Annotated in this window: 21 protein-coding genes and 1 riboswitch; of the genes, 10 read left to right on the forward strand and 11 right to left on the reverse strand. The window is 54.2% G+C overall.

Annotated elements, in window-relative coordinates:
• Positions 1–183 precede the first annotated feature (183 nt).
• Genes proB through WH279_RS08810 form a run of 3 tightly spaced genes read left to right on the forward strand, consistent with a single transcriptional unit; the run spans position 184 to position 3199 of the window.
• Complete coding sequence (proB, locus tag WH279_RS08800) at positions 184–1287, forward strand: glutamate 5-kinase (protein ID WP_200641299.1); 1104 nt, start codon at positions 184–186, stop codon at positions 1285–1287.
• Between the two features lie 9 nt (positions 1288–1296).
• Complete coding sequence (gene proA, locus WH279_RS08805; RefSeq protein WP_339455889.1) at positions 1297–2550, forward strand: glutamate-5-semialdehyde dehydrogenase; 1254 nt, start codon at positions 1297–1299, stop codon at positions 2548–2550.
• Between the two features lie 22 nt (positions 2551–2572).
• Positions 2573–3199, forward strand: coding sequence for a LysE family translocator (locus WH279_RS08810; RefSeq protein WP_339455891.1), 627 nt, complete (start codon positions 2573–2575; stop codon positions 3197–3199).
• 33 nt (positions 3200–3232) lie between these two features.
• Here the strand turns inward: WH279_RS08810 and WH279_RS08815 are convergent, their stop codons facing one another.
• Positions 3233–4054 carry a shikimate 5-dehydrogenase gene (locus tag WH279_RS08815; RefSeq protein WP_339455893.1) on the reverse strand — a complete coding sequence of 274 codons (822 nt, stop codon included), beginning with the start codon at positions 4052–4054 and terminating at the stop codon, positions 3233–3235.
• A 238-nt stretch (positions 4055–4292) separates the two neighbouring features.
• Between WH279_RS08815 and WH279_RS08820 the strand changes: the two genes are divergently transcribed.
• On the forward strand, positions 4293–4925 hold the full coding sequence (locus WH279_RS08820) for an alanyl-tRNA editing protein (RefSeq protein WP_339455895.1): 633 nt from the start codon (positions 4293–4295) through the stop codon (positions 4923–4925).
• Positions 4926–4928: 3 nt separating this feature from the next.
• Here WH279_RS08820 and WH279_RS08825 read toward each other — a convergent pair whose 3' ends face one another.
• Positions 4929–5852: a pyridoxal-phosphate dependent enzyme gene (locus WH279_RS08825; protein ID WP_339455897.1), complete on the reverse strand. Its 924-nt coding sequence runs from the start codon at positions 5850–5852 to the stop codon at positions 4929–4931.
• Complete coding sequence (locus WH279_RS08830; protein ID WP_339455899.1) at positions 5849–6556, reverse strand: helix-turn-helix transcriptional regulator; 708 nt, start codon at positions 6554–6556, stop codon at positions 5849–5851. Before WH279_RS08830 ends, WH279_RS08825 begins: the two co-directional genes overlap by 4 nt.
• A gap of 138 nt (positions 6557–6694) precedes the next feature.
• Positions 6695–6767, forward strand: a riboswitch (Fluoride riboswitch).
• A gap of 83 nt (positions 6768–6850) precedes the next feature.
• On the opposite strand from WH279_RS08830, the gene crcB reads away from it, so the two are divergent.
• Entirely contained in the window at positions 6851–7228 is a 378-nt protein-coding gene (gene crcB, locus WH279_RS08835; protein ID WP_339455901.1) for a fluoride efflux transporter CrcB, read from the forward strand.
• 1 nt (position 7229) lies between these two features.
• Here crcB and WH279_RS08840 read toward each other — a convergent pair whose 3' ends face one another.
• Together WH279_RS08840 and WH279_RS08845 are read right to left on the reverse strand one after the other, a co-directional pair.
• On the reverse strand, positions 7230–7979 hold the full coding sequence (locus WH279_RS08840) for a hypothetical protein (protein WP_339455903.1): 750 nt from the start codon (positions 7977–7979) through the stop codon (positions 7230–7232).
• A gap of 1 nt (position 7980) precedes the next feature.
• Positions 7981–8178: a hypothetical protein gene (locus WH279_RS08845; RefSeq protein ID WP_339455905.1), complete on the reverse strand. Its 198-nt coding sequence runs from the start codon at positions 8176–8178 to the stop codon at positions 7981–7983.
• A 193-nt stretch (positions 8179–8371) separates the two neighbouring features.
• Between WH279_RS08845 and iraP the strand changes: the two genes are divergently transcribed.
• Positions 8372–8665, forward strand: a complete 294-nt coding sequence (gene iraP, locus WH279_RS08850; RefSeq protein WP_339455907.1) for an anti-adapter protein IraP — start codon at positions 8372–8374, stop codon at positions 8663–8665.
• On the opposite strand, the gene WH279_RS08855 is transcribed toward iraP, so the two are convergent.
• On the reverse strand, positions 8662–8832 hold the full coding sequence (locus tag WH279_RS08855; protein ID WP_200641307.1) for a hypothetical protein: 171 nt from the start codon (positions 8830–8832) through the stop codon (positions 8662–8664). The genes iraP and WH279_RS08855 overlap by 4 nt on opposite strands.
• Positions 8833–8974: 142 nt before the next feature.
• On the opposite strand from WH279_RS08855, the gene WH279_RS08860 reads away from it, so the two are divergent.
• Complete coding sequence (locus WH279_RS08860; RefSeq protein WP_339455910.1) at positions 8975–9865, forward strand: dihydrodipicolinate synthase family protein; 891 nt, start codon at positions 8975–8977, stop codon at positions 9863–9865.
• An 82-nt stretch (positions 9866–9947) separates the two neighbouring features.
• Here WH279_RS08860 and yjbE read toward each other — a convergent pair whose 3' ends face one another.
• Positions 9948–10190, reverse strand: a complete 243-nt coding sequence (gene yjbE / locus WH279_RS08865) for an exopolysaccharide production protein YjbE (protein ID WP_133846238.1) — start codon at positions 10188–10190, stop codon at positions 9948–9950.
• 429 nt (positions 10191–10619) lie between these two features.
• On the opposite strand from yjbE, the gene WH279_RS08870 reads away from it, so the two are divergent.
• Both WH279_RS08870 and WH279_RS08875 read left to right on the forward strand, forming a co-directional pair.
• On the forward strand, positions 10620–11201 hold the full coding sequence (locus tag WH279_RS08870; RefSeq protein ID WP_339456262.1) for a class I SAM-dependent methyltransferase: 582 nt from the start codon (positions 10620–10622) through the stop codon (positions 11199–11201).
• Positions 11202–11277: 76 nt separating this feature from the next.
• Positions 11278–11508, forward strand: coding sequence for a hypothetical protein (locus tag WH279_RS08875; protein ID WP_133846239.1), 231 nt, complete (start codon positions 11278–11280; stop codon positions 11506–11508).
• A 74-nt stretch (positions 11509–11582) separates the two neighbouring features.
• Here WH279_RS08875 and WH279_RS08880 read toward each other — a convergent pair whose 3' ends face one another.
• The 3 genes from WH279_RS08880 to WH279_RS08890 all read right to left on the reverse strand — a co-directional run bounded on the left by WH279_RS08880 (position 11583) and on the right by WH279_RS08890 (position 13369).
• Entirely contained in the window at positions 11583–12596 is a 1014-nt protein-coding gene (locus tag WH279_RS08880) for an acyltransferase (RefSeq protein WP_339455913.1), read from the reverse strand.
• Positions 12597–12714: 118 nt separating this feature from the next.
• A complete protein-coding gene (locus WH279_RS08885; RefSeq protein ID WP_339455915.1) occupies positions 12715–12963 on the reverse strand; it encodes a hypothetical protein in 249 nt (82 codons plus the stop codon).
• 202 nt (positions 12964–13165) lie between these two features.
• Positions 13166–13369 (reverse strand): KTSC domain-containing protein, encoded by a 204-nt coding sequence (locus WH279_RS08890; RefSeq protein ID WP_339455917.1) that lies wholly within the window; start codon positions 13367–13369, stop codon positions 13166–13168.
• A 348-nt stretch (positions 13370–13717) separates the two neighbouring features.
• Between WH279_RS08890 and WH279_RS08895 the strand changes: the two genes are divergently transcribed.
• The gene (locus tag WH279_RS08895) at positions 13718–13912 is read left to right on the forward strand and encodes a hypothetical protein (protein WP_133846243.1); all 195 of its coding nucleotides are present in this window, start codon (positions 13718–13720) and stop codon (positions 13910–13912) included.
• A 58-nt stretch (positions 13913–13970) separates the two neighbouring features.
• Here WH279_RS08895 and WH279_RS08900 read toward each other — a convergent pair whose 3' ends face one another.
• Positions 13971–15548, reverse strand: a complete 1578-nt coding sequence (locus WH279_RS08900; RefSeq protein ID WP_339455919.1) for an ABC transporter substrate-binding protein — start codon at positions 15546–15548, stop codon at positions 13971–13973.
• Positions 15549–15596: the final 48 nt, after the last annotated feature.

The following is a 15596-nucleotide window of genomic DNA, read 5'->3' on the forward strand; positions in this document are numbered from 1 at the left end:
ACTTTTTACCCTTTCTCCATTAAAGTTTTATTACAGTTTTCAACACTTCTTGTTAATTGCGAACTTTTGGACTAGCAAGTGGTCAGGGCTTTTTCGTCCTTTTCCCGCGCTGGCTGTTGGCTTCGGGCACCACACCTGCTAAAACGTTTCTTTGTACTCTTTTTTACGAAATGGCAGGAAATAATGAGCAGCAGCCAGACCCTGGTGGTGAAACTGGGGACCAGCGTACTGACCGGCGGATCGCGTCGGCTGAATCGGGCCCATATTGTGGAGCTGGTGCGTCAGTGCGCACAGCAACATGCCGCAGGCCATCGGATTGTGATTGTGACCTCTGGCGCGATGGCGGCAGGGCGTGAGCACCTTGGCTATCCGGAACTGCCCCCGACCATCGCCTCAAAGCAGCTGCTGGCTGCGGTGGGGCAGAGCCGTCTGATCCAGCTGTGGGAACAGCTGTTCTCGATCTACGGTATTCATATCGGCCAGATGCTGCTGACCCGCGCAGACCTTGAAGATCGCGAGCGTTTCCTTAACGCCCGTGACACCATGCGTGCGCTGCTCGATAACCATATCGTTCCCGTTATCAACGAAAATGACGCGGTCGCCACCGCTGAAATCAAAGTGGGTGATAACGACAATCTCTCTGCGCTGGCGGCCATCCTTGCTGGCGCCGATAAACTGCTGCTGCTCACCGATCAGCAGGGATTATTTACTGCCGATCCGCGTAATAATCCGGAAGCCGAACTGATCCGCGATGTTCACGGTATTGACGATGCGCTGCGTGCGCTGGCGGGTGACAGTGTTTCAGGCCTGGGAACGGGCGGTATGGCGACCAAACTCCAGGCGGCGGATGTGGCCTGTCGCGCCGGTATTGATACCATTATTGCGGCCGGTAACCTTCCTGGCGTGATTGGGGATGTGATTGCCTCCAACCCGGTTGGCACCCGCTTCCACGCTTTTGAAACCCCGCTGGAGAACCGCAAACGCTGGATCTTCGGTGCGCCTCCGGCCGGTGAGCTGGTGGTGGATGATGGGGCGCTGTCAGCGATTCTGGAACGCGGTAGCTCCTTGTTGCCAAAAGGTATCCGTGAAATTAGCGGCAACTTTTCCCGTGGTGAAGTGATCCGTATTCGCAGCTTACAGGGGCGTGATGTTGCCCACGGCGTATCACGCTATAACAGTGACGCCATGCGGATGATTGCCGGGCATCACTCCCAGCAGATCAGCGAAATTTTAGGTTATGAATATGGTCCGGTGGCGATACACCGCGACGATATGATTGTTTCTTAAGGAATACGCATGCTTGAACAAATGGGTAAGGCCGCCAAGGCCGCTTCGTATCAGCTGTCGGTGCTGTCGACCGCACAGAAAAATCAGGTGCTGATGACGATTGCTGACCATCTGGAAGCGCAGAGCGCATCCATTCTGGCCGCCAATGAACTCGACCTGGCGGATGCACGTCAGAACGGCATGAGTGCCGCACTGCTGGACCGCCTGATGCTGGATCAGACGCGCCTGAAAGGGATTGCCGATGATGTACGCCAGGTGTGCCGTCTGGCCGATCCGGTGGGTGTGGTGATCGACGGCGGTAAGCTGGACAGCGGGCTGCGTATTGAGCGCCGCCGCGTGCCGCTGGGTGTGGTCGGCGTGATTTATGAAGCGCGTCCGAACGTGACCGTGGACGTTGCCAGCCTGTGCCTGAAAACCGGTAATGCGGTGATCCTGCGCGGTGGCAAAGAGACGTATCGCACCAACGGTGCCACCGTGCGGGTGATTCAGGATGCTCTGGAACAGCACGGTTTGCCAGCGGGTGCGGTGCAGGCAATTGAAAGCCCGGACCGTGAGCTGGTGAATCAACTGCTGAAGCTCGATCGCTACGTGGATATGCTGATCCCGCGCGGGGGTGCCGGGTTGCATAAGCTGTGCCGTGAGCAGTCCACCATTCCGGTGATCACCGGCGGTATCGGCGTGTGCCATATCTATGTTGATCGCAGCATTGAACAGGATGCGGCACTGAAGGTGATCGTTAACGCCAAAAAGCAGCGGCCAAGCGCCTGTAACTCGGTGGAAACCCTGCTGATTGATGCGGCGATTGCCGACACGTTCCTGCCTGCCCTGAGCGCCCGGATGGCGCAGGAAGGGATCAGCCTGCATGCCGATCCACGCTCGCTGCCGCTGTTAAGCAATGGCCCGGCCAGCGTCAGTGCGGTCACTGAAGCGCAGTATCGCGATGAGTGGCTGGCACTGGATCTGAACGTCAAGCTGGTGGATTCACTGGATGAGGGCATAGCCCATATCCGTGAGTACGGCACGCAGCACTCTGATGCGATTCTGACGCGCACCATTCAGAATGCTGACCGCTTCGTTAACGAAGTGGATTCATCGGCCGTCTACGTCAACGCCAGCACCCGCTTTACCGATGGCGGCCAGTTTGGTCTTGGCGCTGAAGTGGCGGTCAGTACCCAGAAGCTGCATGCCCGCGGCCCGATGGGCCTGGAAGCACTGACCACCTATAAGTGGGTGGCGTATGGCGACGATACGGTGCGTGTTTAACGGATAAAAAGAGGCGGTTGAAATGGTTACGCTTTCCCAGCTTTTACCCTTTGCCGCCATCGCCCTTGGGATGGTGTTAACCCCCGGTCCCAATATGATTTACCTGATCTCGCGTTCCCTTTGTCAGGGGCGCAGGGCCGGGTATATCTCTTTGTGCGGCGTGGCGCTGGGCTTTATGTTTTACATGGTCTGCGCTGCGCTGGGGATTACGGCGTTAGTGATGGCGGTGCCGATGGCTTATGACGCACTGCGCTTAGCCGGTGCGGCCTATTTACTGTGGATGGCATGGCAGGCACTGTTCGGGGGGAAATCCCCGTTTCAGCTGCGCGATCTGCCACCGGACAGCCCGCGTAAGCTGTTTACTATGGGGTTGCTGACCAATCTGCTGAATCCCAAAACGGCGGTGATCTATCTCACCCTGTTGCCGCAGTTTATCCACCCGGAACAGGGCAATGTCCTGGCGCAATCCCTGACGCTGGGCTTCACGCAGATCGCCACCAGTATGCTGGTGAACAGCCTGATTGTTTTTGCCGCTGGCACTATTGCCGCCTTCCTTGCCAGCCGCCCCGGCTGGCAGAAAGCCCAGCGCTGGCTGATGGGAACGGTACTGGCCGGGTTGGCGGTCAAAATGGTGATGGATAAACGCTGAACGGGCCGCCCGGCAGGGCAGCCCACACGTCATCTATCTCTGTCGCGCATGCGCCGCCGCTTTGCGGAACAGCGCATCATCGGGCCGAACGCCGGTATACAGCGCAAACTGTTCCACTGCCTGAATGGCAAACACTTCAGAACCGGTAATGACGGTCTTCTCCTGGCTGCGCGCGTACTGCACCAGCGGTGTCAGTTCCGGCAACGCCACCACGTCAAAAATCACGCTGGCGGCATCAATAGTCGCGCGATCAAATGACAATGCATCGGCATCTGCACCACCCGCCATTCCGGTAGGCGTGGCATTGATCAGCAGCCCAGGGTGTAGTCCTTCCAGGTCAGCACGCCATTCAAAACCGTACAGAGCCGCCAGTTCGCGCCCACGGGTTTCGTTACGCGCAATAATATAACCCTGATGGAAACCGCTGTCTTTTAAGGCGCAGGCCACCGCTTTTGCCATGCCACCACTGCCACGCAAGGCGAAGGTCAGTCCTGTGGGGACCTGATACTGTTTTAACAGGTTATAGATGGCAATGTAATCGGTGTTATAGGCTTTCAGGTAACCCTCGGTATTGACGATGGTATTGACTGAATTGATGGCCTTCGCGGAGGCATCCAGCTCATCCAGCAGGGGAATGCAGGCTTCTTTAAACGGCATTGAAATGGCACAGCCACGGATACCCAGCGCCCGTACGCCGCCAATCGCCGCGCTTAAGTCTTTGGTGGTAAACGCTTTGTAGAGGTAATCGAGATCGAGGGCGTCATAGAGATAGTTATGGAAACGGGTGCCAAAATTGCCGGGCCGTGCCGCCAGTGACATGCAGACCTGGGTGTCTTTATTCAGATTTTTGGTCATCGGATTGTCTCTGTGAAGGGAGTGGCATCCAGCATGGACTAAAATCGCGAGATAAAAAACTGCTGAATTCGCTGACAAATTTCCCCTTTTAAGCGGAACAGAGCGTCATAGACGCTATTTATCTATTTTGTTGATTAATCAAGATTTCAGAGATTAAATTTCAACATTTTGTTTAGTTTGTTGGAGTGGAATGCTAACCTGCTGGGCGATAATCTCCTCACTGTTGAGAACCTGATTGATGACGGACAGAGCGTATTACCACAACGACAGCCTCGAAATGACCAGCGAAGTGATCAGCTGCCAGCCGGATGACAATGGTCAGTACCGGGTGATCCTCTCCTCAACGCTGTTTCATCCGCAGGGCGGTGGGCAGCCCTCTGACCAGGGAACGCTGGGGGGGATTGAGGTGGTGAAAGCCAGCCAGGAAGAGGGGCAGGTGATCCATCTGTTGGCAGCCAGCGTGCCGCTCGGGCCTGTGGCGATCAGGGTTGACGGGCAGGTGCGCGCGCACCATACCCGCATGCACTCGGCCGGGCATTTGATCGGTGTTGTCGGCGAGCAGTTTGGCTGGTATGCCACCAAAGGTGATCATCGCCCCGGTGCCGGGCGCATTGTTTTTACGCCGGGAGAAGAGCCTGTAAAAGCCGTGGACGTGGCAGAACTGGCGCGCATAATCCAGGCACTGGTAGCGGCAGATTTGCCTCGCGTGCTGAGTGAGCAGGAAGGGATGCGTAAAGTCACCTGGGGAACGCTGCCTGCTTACGCCTGCGGCGGTACGCACGTATTGTCGACCGCGCAGGTTGGCCTGGTGCGCATCACCAGTGCCAAAGAGAAGAAAGGACAGTTATCCGTTCAGTACGAACTGGACTGAGGGTCAGCCGCGCAGTGCGGCGGCCATCTTTTGCAGGTGTTCAAGGCTGCTGGTGGCACCACCGCAGACAATGACCAGCAGGTTTTGATAAGCGGCGATCTGCGGATGCTGGTCATAAACCACCGCAAGGCTGGCCCCGCAGGCCGGTTCTACCAGCACCCGGTGATCGTCAAGAAAGCGTTCGCAGGCGGTGACGGCGGCAAGATCAGACACCAGCAGGCTGTGTATCGGATGTTCACCGGCACAGCGTAGCGCCTGGTCGCACACCCGCTTTGCGCCCAGCGAAGAGGCAATACTGCGGATCTCCGCCAGTTCGACGCTGTGCCCGGCGGCCTGCGCCGCATGGAAAGATGCGGCGCCTGTTGTTTCAACGGCCAGCACCGGAACGTCCTGCCAGCCATTACGCTGTAGCCCGGCCACCACGCCTGCCAGCAGGCCGCCACCGCCCACCGACAGCAGCACAGCGTCAGGTTTCATCCCGCTCTGCGCCACTTCATCAATCATCGTTGCGTGCCCCTGCCACAGCAGCGGATCGTCGAACGGATGCAGAAACGCATCCTGTTTGCCCGTCAGTGACTGTGCATACTGATTCGCTTCCTGCCAGGAGCTACCATGTACGATCACCTCAGCGTGCTCCTGCCGCAACAGCTCCTGTGCCCGCAACGGGGTGGTTTCCGGCACCACAACGGTGACGGGCACACCGAGATGGCGCCCGGCCCAGGCCACGGCCAAACCGGCATTGCCCCCTGACGAAGAGACAAAACGCTGTGCCCCCCGGCGCTGCCAGGTTTCGCAGGCGAGGCCAATGCCACGGATTTTAAAGGAACCGGGCGGCTGTAATGCCTCCATTTTCAGCATCACTTCGCGGCCTGTCAGCAGGCTTAACGGGCGTGAAGAGAGAAGCGGGGTGGTGATATGCAGGCTCATAAGGTGCTTCCTGACTGTTCGTCGCGGATTTCATCCAGATAGTTGTAAATGGTGTAGCGGGTCACGCCGAGCGCCGCTGCGGCTTTCTCAATCCCGCCCTTGACGATAAACATGCCGCGATCCTGCATTTTTCGAACCGCCGCCAGTTTGGCCTGCTTACGCGACATGCGCAGGTTGCCATTCAGTTCACTCAGCGAGTCGGCAATGATATCCGCCATGAGCTGCCCCATATCCACGCTCTCTTCTGTTTGAGGAGGCGGCGCATCTGCGTTGAGCAGGTTATCAAGGCAGCGTTTCGCCGCCAGCAGCTCGCTGTTATCAGTATTGATGCAGAGGGCGGCAAACGGCTGACCATTGCTGTCACGATAAAGTGCGGTCGCGCTGCGCAGGGCCTGGCCGTTTTTACCCCGGGTGGGATAGTCAGGGATCACTGTCGGCGTCGTATTGCTCACCTGTGCGTTATCGTTGAGCAGCGCGCGCAGCCCCTGATCCTCTAAGGGAACAGCCAGTACCGGGCTGCCTGGCACGCGGCCGGTGATATGACCGTGAGTGATGGCCAGCACCGATTTTTCCGGGTGTTCCAGGTCATGCAGAACGATTTCTGTATTACGCCCAACCACGCTGCCCAGGGCTGTGATTGCGGCGTGCAGGGTTTGCAGGATCAGGGCGCGTTCGCGGGCAATATCCGGGGAATGGGTTGTCATAATGACTCAACGAGGGTAAGAGAACAGATTGAGGTAGGTTATCAACATAATGTTTATCTATCAACAATCTGTTGATTTTTCAGCAATGATACCGTTTAACAGGCCACTTGCAAAACCCGTGGGCGCTGATTATCTTAAACGCCACAAGGTGATGGTGTTCCACCTTTCCCAACCGCCCTGCCTGTAAGGGGCTGATGACGCCTGATAACCCTGACTCTGTTTAACCAGAGGTCGGTGTATCAGGCCGTGTATCATTTGCCTGTTGGCACCTTCCTCTCCATTTTTGAGGATTTTATGTTGAAACCATTACTGGCTGTCATGATTGGCGGCTGCGCGGGTTGTGTGATCCGCTGGTTGCTGGCTGTACGTCTGAATAGCCTGTTCCCCAACCTGCCACCGGGCACGCTGCTGGTGAATCTGGTGGGCGGTTTTATTATCGGTGCAACGGTGGCCTGGTTTGTGCGCCACCCGGGGATTGATCCGGCCTGGAAGCTGCTGATCACCACTGGGCTGTGCGGTGGGATGACGACATTTTCCACCTTCTCGCTGGAGGTGGTGACGCTACTGCAGGCAGGAAATTATCTTTGGGCGATGACCTCGATTCTGGTGCATGTGATCGGATCGTTGCTGATGACCTTCGCCGGGTTCTGGCTGATGTCTCTTTTATTCTGATTTAGCGTGCCAGCGCACTGGCGCTGGCCTCATCAAACAATGACAGACTTTCTATCTGCTCCAGCATGATCACTTTGCGAAAGGCCATGGCCGATTTCGGTTCTGAATCAAGCGTAATGCCATGTTCGGCATACCAGCGGCTGTAATTATGCTCAATGCATAAATTCAGGTTTTTGCCATCGCGATAACCACTCAGCATCGGGATTAACACAACATTGGCCGTCGCGACATTGTCATAAGAGGCGGCGTGGATCATGCCGATATAGATACGCCGCGATTTCAGCGTAATCCAGGCCAGCTCTCCTTCCTCCATGCACTGAAACAGCAACCCCTCAACGCCATTGGCGCGGGAGAGCTTCTTGTACAGTCTTTTGCGGCCAGAGCTATCCAGTCGGGCGCTACCTGACCAGCTTGAACGGTAAATGCAAAAGGCCACGGCAAAGGTGAGCATGATGACCACGGGGGCCTGAATGCCCAAAAAGCTCCAGGTCATAAATTCGATTTGCCACTGATGATGCTGGCCATCTGCCAGTGACGGAATGGCGTTAAAGGTTGCCGAGGCGGCCAGCAGCAGTAACCAGATCAGTCCGGTAGCCAGAACGCCCTGCAGGACAAAAATGCAGCCATACAGCGCCACCAGGAAGTAGACATCCCAGCCAAATGAACGTTTGATTTTGAAACGTGTGGAGAGATCGCGGCTGGTATACCAGTAACCACAGACCATTAACACCATAAAGATTGCCGTTCCCATCTCAGGCCCTCTTTAGTGCATTAACGTGCCGGGCAAAGTCTTCATGCACTTCCGCACTGGAAAAATTGACCATCGCGCTGCCATCTTCATCAATCAGAATGCGTTCACCCTCTTCGATCGACTCAGCAATATCACGTTGGCTCATCACCTGCAACAGGGACTCCGGGCTGGAAAACAAAGAGCAAATAAAGCGGAACATAGTTTCTCCTCAATGGGTGTCAGGGAAGCCTGGCAGCAGAGTGGGTTTTCCGCTATCAGATGAAGGCGAAAACACACACTGAGAGATTATCTGGAAATCGCAATCATTTGCCTTATCTTGCGGTCTGTCCTGTTTACCAGGATTGGGGAGAGTGGTAGTTTCATACGGATAATCTGATGAGGATAATAGCGACATGAAGCAACTGGTCATCGATATTTTAATGAAGCTCGCCAAAATGGATGTGGATACGAAAGAGCTGACAGCTCAGGTTGAAGCGCAATCCCTGCTGATTGCCGCGCTGCTGTTGACCGCAGGCAAAGAGGGATCGTCCTCGATCTCAGAAAATATCCAGAATGCGGTACTCACCGCGTCACGCAGCGGCGACGGTTTTCTACAAACCGATGTGGATTTACTGTTGACCCACGTCAACCGCCTGCTGGCGGTGACGCGTTATGTGGATGAAGCTGCATCAACAGAAGACAGCTAACGATAAACCTCCCCACACAGCAGCACCACATTGGGGCGGCGCTTCAGGATGCGCTCGGCCATCTCTTCACAGGCGTATCGGGTGGGATAGATATGCTCGGAAACCGGAAGTGCGTCACAAGCATCATATCCACAGGCACTGACGAGTAATACGAAGCCGATTAACATCACTCACTCCTTTGACCGAACAGGGACTGATATTGAGTATAGGCGACAAGTTAAGGGGCGTGTAATCCGCTTGTGCTGAGCTGTTTGGGTTTTTATTACATGCTGTTATCGCATCATCTCTGCAACCTCAGGAGCTTTTATCATGCTGTTCCAAGGACTGTCTGCTTTCCCCATCACGCCTGTAAACTCGTCTGGCGTGGTTGATATTCCTGCTCTGGAAAAACTGTTACTCAGACTGAAACGGGCGGGGGTCGATTCCGTGGGGTTGCTCGGGAGTACCGGGTTGTATGCTTATCTCAGTCGTGAACAGAAGCAGCGATCCATTGAGGCCGCAGTGGCCTGTCTTGGCCCGGATATCCCGGTGATTAGCAGCGCGGGGGCGCTGCGCACCGATGAGGCCTGCCTGTTGGCTGAGGATGCTGAACGCGCCGGCGCTCAGGGGATTTTACTGGCGCCGGTTTCCTATACGCCACTGCGTGAAGAGGAAGTTTTCCAGCACTATTCTGCTGTGGCGCAGTCCAGTCAGTTGCCCATTTGTATCTATAACAATCCTGGCACGACGCACTTTACCTTCACGCAGGGTTTGCTTCAGCGGCTGGCAACATTGCCGCAGATACAGGCACTGAAGCAGCCCGGACAGGCCGATATGCGTGAGAACGATGTCGCGGAGCTGCGAGCGTTGTTTCCCACAACGTTTGCCGTCGGCTACAGCGGTGACTGGCATGCTGCAGGGGCATTGCTGGCCGGGGGCGATGTGTGGTTTAGCGTGCTGGGAGGGTTATTACCGCAACAGGCTCTGGCGTTAACCCGTGCCGCGCAGGGGGGAGAGGGGGAGCGCGTCGCAGAACTCAACCAGCAGCTGGCGCCGTTGTGGCAATTGTTCCAGACGCTGAGTAGCCTGCGTGTGATGTATGCCGCCGCAGATATTCTGGGGATTTGCCAGCCCGTATTGCCACGCCCGCTATTAGGGCTGAACAGTGCCGAGTGTCGTCAGGTTGAGCTGGTGTTACATGCATTACCGGACGTGGGGTGATTTGCAGAAATGGCCCGGCGAGTTCGCAGGGCCATTGAAAGCCTTATGAGACCGGCTTTCTACATGCTGTGTGAAAGAATAATTAACGTGAAACGGTAGAGGTTGTGGTGGTCGTTGTTCCGGTATTGGAGCCATCACCGCCGCCGGAAGTCGCGAGAGCCACGCCTAACAGGGCAGCGACTGCGCCCACGCCGACGGCATCTGAAGTGCCATCTGACATGGATGATGCGCTACTACCTGCTGCCTCACCTGCCCCAGTAACGGCCCAGGTGTTGGCGCTGCCTGCCAGTAATACCAGCAGAAAAACTGATTTAACATATTTCATTTTATTATCCTAAGGTCTGGAGACAGCAGGTGCTGCCAGAGAAGGATAATGAGATTTATTGTGTTGTGATATGGGCATCTCACAGCGGTTTCAGCGAGACTCCAGTCGCAGTGGCAGGAAAAAAGATCCAGTCATAACTGTTCTGTTTTTTCGTCACAATACTGTCATAGTGGGTATTAGCCCAGCGGCGAAAATGCGATGAGAACTTTCTCGCGCTGAGTACGATTAATACTGGCGGTGAAACGTGGCCGCGTGTGACTGGAAAACCGCACTTATTTTCAGAATATCCTCTTAGCGCCATTATCCCTTCCCTGGATGCCCGCGCAGTTTGCGATTAATCCTGGTTTTTGCCAAATAGCCCAGCTTTTAAGAACTTGTTACGCCAGTTATGGCCTACTGAAGATTGCCGTATTGAAGCGAGGGTTTATGTTGCTATCTGCACTGTCATATATCAAAAATAAAACCGGGTATCTCCAGGAGTTTATTGCAGACCCCCGTAAAACGGGCACGATTGCCCCTTCGTCTAAGGCACTATGCAAAACCATGTCTGATGCCGTGGACTGGCAGCACTGCCTGCGAATTGCAGAGCTGGGGGCAGGGGATGGTGTGTTAACCCGTCATCTGTTGACCCGGATGCGCCCGGATGCCAGCCTGCTGACGTTTGAAACGAACCCACGTTTTCATCCACGGCTGGCGGCACTTGATGATGCGCGTTTGCAGGTGAGTGGCGAATCAGCGGAGACGTTATGTGGGGAATTTGATGCAATTTTTTCCGGCCTGCCGCTGTTGTCGCTGCCGCATGAGGTACGTCATCGTATTTTGCAGCAGGCGGCCTCACAGCTGAGTTCCAATGGCGTCTTTATCCAGTTCCAGTACACCTCGCTTTGCGAGCCGTTGCTCTCCGGGTATTTCGCCTGGAATCGCACACGAGTACTGGCGAATTTGCCCCCGGCATGGGTCTATCGTGGCCATTCGCTGGCGCAGTTACCCTGGGCCAGACGTGGACGTTAAATGAGATTGATCTGACTCTGGCTTGTTATTGGTGCAGCTTTGCTATGCTTAATCTTTAACCCAAGAGGAGGACAAGATGAGCACTGAAGAAGCAGTACCGATTTCGAGTGAAGAAGAAGTGTGTACTATCATCGGTAAAGCCGTGGTTGACCTGAGTATTACGGGGCAGCCGGTTAATAAATCCACGCTGGGCTTAAAGCTGCTGGCGATGGCCGATCAGGATCAGGATGACGAACGTATTTTACTCTACTGGATTGCCCGCAGGGCCATCAATCAACCGCACAAATTTGCGGAGGCGAGGTTCTGATACTCGCCTTGTAAACGGTACGTTTGCTACCGGACGACAACGGCCGTTCAGGCAACTCCTGAACGGTCATTGCATCAGATAAGACGTTTCAGCCCTGGAACGCGGTCTATCAACGAGATGAGCAGTACAGACAGCAGATAGCTGGCCAGCGCTACGGCTGGGATCGTCAGTATCGAAGAATAGTTATCAAAGCTGATGGGACACAACCGCATTAGCGTTTCCAGTACCAGCATATGCACAAAGTAAACCCCTACGCTGAGCCTGGCCAGATTGCGGATGATCAGATTGACGCGCCGTGAAAACTGCAAAGGAGCATGCAGCAGCATAAAGAAGCAGGCCAATGCGAGCGTGACAATCGTGGGTGCTGAATAAAACAAGAAAATTTCATTAGGCTGACCAATGCTTTTCGACAGCGAATACCCCATCACTGCCGTTAATACTGCGCTGAGTATAAATATAACCGCCGCAATGGTGACTTTGGGCGCCAGCTTATAACGACGAACCACCCCGCCAATAATATAAAACCCGGAGAGATAAACCACCATGTCGATATTGCTGGGCGTGGGTGCTACCTGGTTTTCCAGTACGGTCTCTTTGAAGTTATCAAATAACATATACACGGAGGCCAGCGCAAACCAGACGGCAATAATGTAGCTAATTCTCTTCTGGCTCCCGTTTTGAATAAACGTATTCAGCAGTGGCGTCACCAGGAACAGCAGGATTAGGGTATAGATAAACCACAAATGCTCGTAGGCTGGGGTGCTGAGCAGATTCAGCAAGCTGAAGGGGGTGGTGCTGTCGTTGATCAAGCGGTCGTAAATAAAATAAATGCCTGTCCAGGCAATCAGGGGTAACAGCAAATTCAACACGCGAGTTTTCAGCGTGCTTAACAACGATTCATTTTTATTCAGTGAGATATAACCGGCGATCAGCAAAAATAAGGGAAATGAAATTCGCCCCAGCGCATCGTACATCACCGCGACTGACCAGGCGCTATGAAACGTGCTGAACGGTATCGCCGCCGTGTGCAACAGAATGACCAGATAAGTAGCGATGAGCGTTAACAGTTTAATATTCAGGGTTTTCAAACAACGGATTCCTTTGCCAGAGGGCTACACTGCATGGCATCTGCAGGTATTCACTGTCTTAAAGGTAACATATCTCTGGTCAAGTCTGATGTTTTTACCCGCAAAAATCCCGGTAGTTTTAACTACGTTGATTATTGATGGTAATTTCCGGGGCGCAGGACTCACCCGGTTTGACGATGCGGAACTCCGCTTTACCCTGATGAACATAGATACAGGCCCGGCCCGCATCACCGCCATCCTGCTCCTGCGATAAAGAAATAACGGTTTTCTCTGCCATGGAAAAAGGCGTCAAAAGGCTCAAACCCGCAAACAAGAGAAATAGCGGGAAGTGTTCAGTGAATTTTATTTTGTCGCTAAATTGCGACATAGCGTGCCCTCCATTAGCCTGTTTTAAGCCGTCGCCAATAAGCGCAGGTCACCATGACCTTTTCGCACTACGATCGTAACTTGTCATAAACCGGAGGCAATATCGGTGTTAATGGGGGCGCTTCTCTATGAGAATACTCTTATTTTATCTGGATCTGAAGTAATGGCGGAAACAATTGCGTTCCCGCGCGAAGACACAGCGATTAATGCTGTAAAAACTGATGCTTGATATGTTTATAGAAGAAGGCGCCTTTAGAGGGAGCCGCCATAAAAAAATGCCAGGTCGTCAGCGGGACATTGCGATAAGTCGACGTCCCATGACCGAGTAATTCCACTTCCAGTATCCGTTTGTCAGCGTCGTAACCGACAGAGTGAATTGCAGATGAGGCAACAACTTGTCGTTTCATATCCCCTCCTGATCCAAATCGTGTGATTAAAATTTAACCTATAAACACGAGTTCATCCTGTCCTAAATCAAATTCATTGAGGTTTTGGCACATTAAGACAAGCGAGGCGGGGAGCGGCAGAAAGAAGCGGAAAAAAATGAGCCTCGGGAAGTGGGAAACCCAGCAACACTTCCTGAGGCCATGCAAATGCATGATTCGTTACAGGGCTACTGTACCTGTCTCGTTAAACTTGTACAAGAATATTTTCATTGCATAGGTTTGGTGGTTTGTATCGATCGGCAAAAAGGATGACGCAAGACGTTCAAACTTGCTAAAGTGCCTTTTTTCACTGGTTTAGCGGAATTTGATATGTCGAATGAAATTGCACACCCGTCCAACAGCCCGAAGCAGGCTGCCTTACAATTGGTGATTGAACTGGTTCGCGCCGGGAAATTGAGCCCGTTGCAGGGCGATGCGGCCAATATGATCTCGATCTATGAGCAGTTTAAGACGCATTTTGAAGCTGAAAAACATAAGCACGCGTCTGACTCCGCGATTTCCTGAGACACGTTTTCAGATAAACAGACGTTCAGCTACGGGCAGGGCCCGTAGCTGAAATGCACTACTTTTTACTGACCCGATCGAAATAGAGCAGGCTGTTGCCCACCCCCTGATAGTCGCCCTGGATATTGTTGCCCAGCCCCACCTGTTTCTGCCCCTGTAATGACACCACATACGGCGAGTTTTGCTGGATGTCGGTTTGCAGTTCCTGATAAAGCGCCGTGCGTTTTTTCACGTCGCTCTCTGCGGCGGCAGCACGTGTTTTGGCACTCAGCTCAGGAATAGACCAGCCGACGCGCCAGGCCAGTGTTTTCGGCCCGCCTTCGACGTTGTAGGCGAAGGTGCTGGCGTTGCTGTTAGCATCAACGTAATCCGCACCCCAGTAGATAAAGATGGACTGGAAGTTACGTCCGCGCATTTTTCCCCAGAGTTCAGACTCTGCCACGGGCTGGATATCAATCTGGATATCCGCTTTGGCAAAGCTGGCCTGCAACGCCTGCGCCACGTCACTGTACGGTGGCTGATTGATAATGGTCAGAGAGAAGCGGGTGCCGGGCTTGATCCCACCCTTCGCCAGAATCGCTTTAGCTTTTGCCACATCGTAGTGGAAGGGTTGATCAGTCAGCGCGCCGTCAAAGCCGGCAGGGAGAAAGGCCTGATGCGTTTGATACTGCCCCTTTAACAGCTGCGTGGACAGGCTATTGTAATCGACCAGCCAGCGTGCGGCCTGCCACAGTGCCGGGTTACCCAGCGCGGGTTGTTGTTTATCCTGGGTATTGAAACCGAGGTAGTAAATCAGTGCAGAGGGATAGCTGGCAACGCGCACATTGGTTTGTTTTTTCAGCGTGGCAAACTGATCTGCGCCCAGATCGTACGCCACATCGGCATCGCCCTTTTCCAGCAACAGTCTGCGTGAACCAGCATCGGCGACGCTCTTCAGCAGCACGCGTTTCAGATGCGGGGCTGGCTGTGCGTTGGGATTCTGTTCGAGCACCAGCGCCTGCTGCGGCACGTACTTGCTGATGGCATAAGGGCCACTGCCTGCCGAATGTGTCCTCAGCCAGTTATTACCGTAATCCTGCTGGCTGACGTGTTGTTTCACCAGTTTGCTGTCGACCGTTGAAGCGACGGCAGAGGTCAGCAGGCGCAGTGCAAGGTCGCGGCCAATGGCTGACTGCCAACGGAGCTCAAACTGCGTATCGCTCTTCCTGGTAAACTGCGCATCAATATTTTCCGGGGTCCAGCCAAACTCACCCAGAATAAAGACCGGCGTTTTGTTGAGTTTCACCGCACGCGTTAGCGAGTAAATCACATCGTCGCTGGTGACCGGATTACCGCTGGCAAATTGTTTCCCGGCGGTGAGCGTAAACAGCAGACTATGTTCGGTGCTACCTGCTTCCCATTTGCTGGCGAGTTCCGGGACCAGATTACGTTCATGGCGGATCTCCGGGGAGACCAGCGTTTGGTAGACGTTGCGCAGACTGCTGTTACTGACGGTTTCAAAACTTTCCGCGGGATCAAAGCTGATAATCCCGTCGAGCGAGATGGCCACCACCAGCGTATCGGCCGGGGTGGCAGCCTGAGTGCCATAGGTCAATGCCAGCGTACTGGCGACGAACAAAGGAAGGATCTTGCGCATGATGGAGTCCTGAATCGGGAGAGATATCAGGACTATAGGCGTATATGT

Source organism: Erwinia sp. MYb375 (genome assembly GCF_037479175.1).
Lineage (GTDB): Bacteria > Pseudomonadota > Gammaproteobacteria > Enterobacterales > Enterobacteriaceae > Erwinia > Erwinia rhapontici.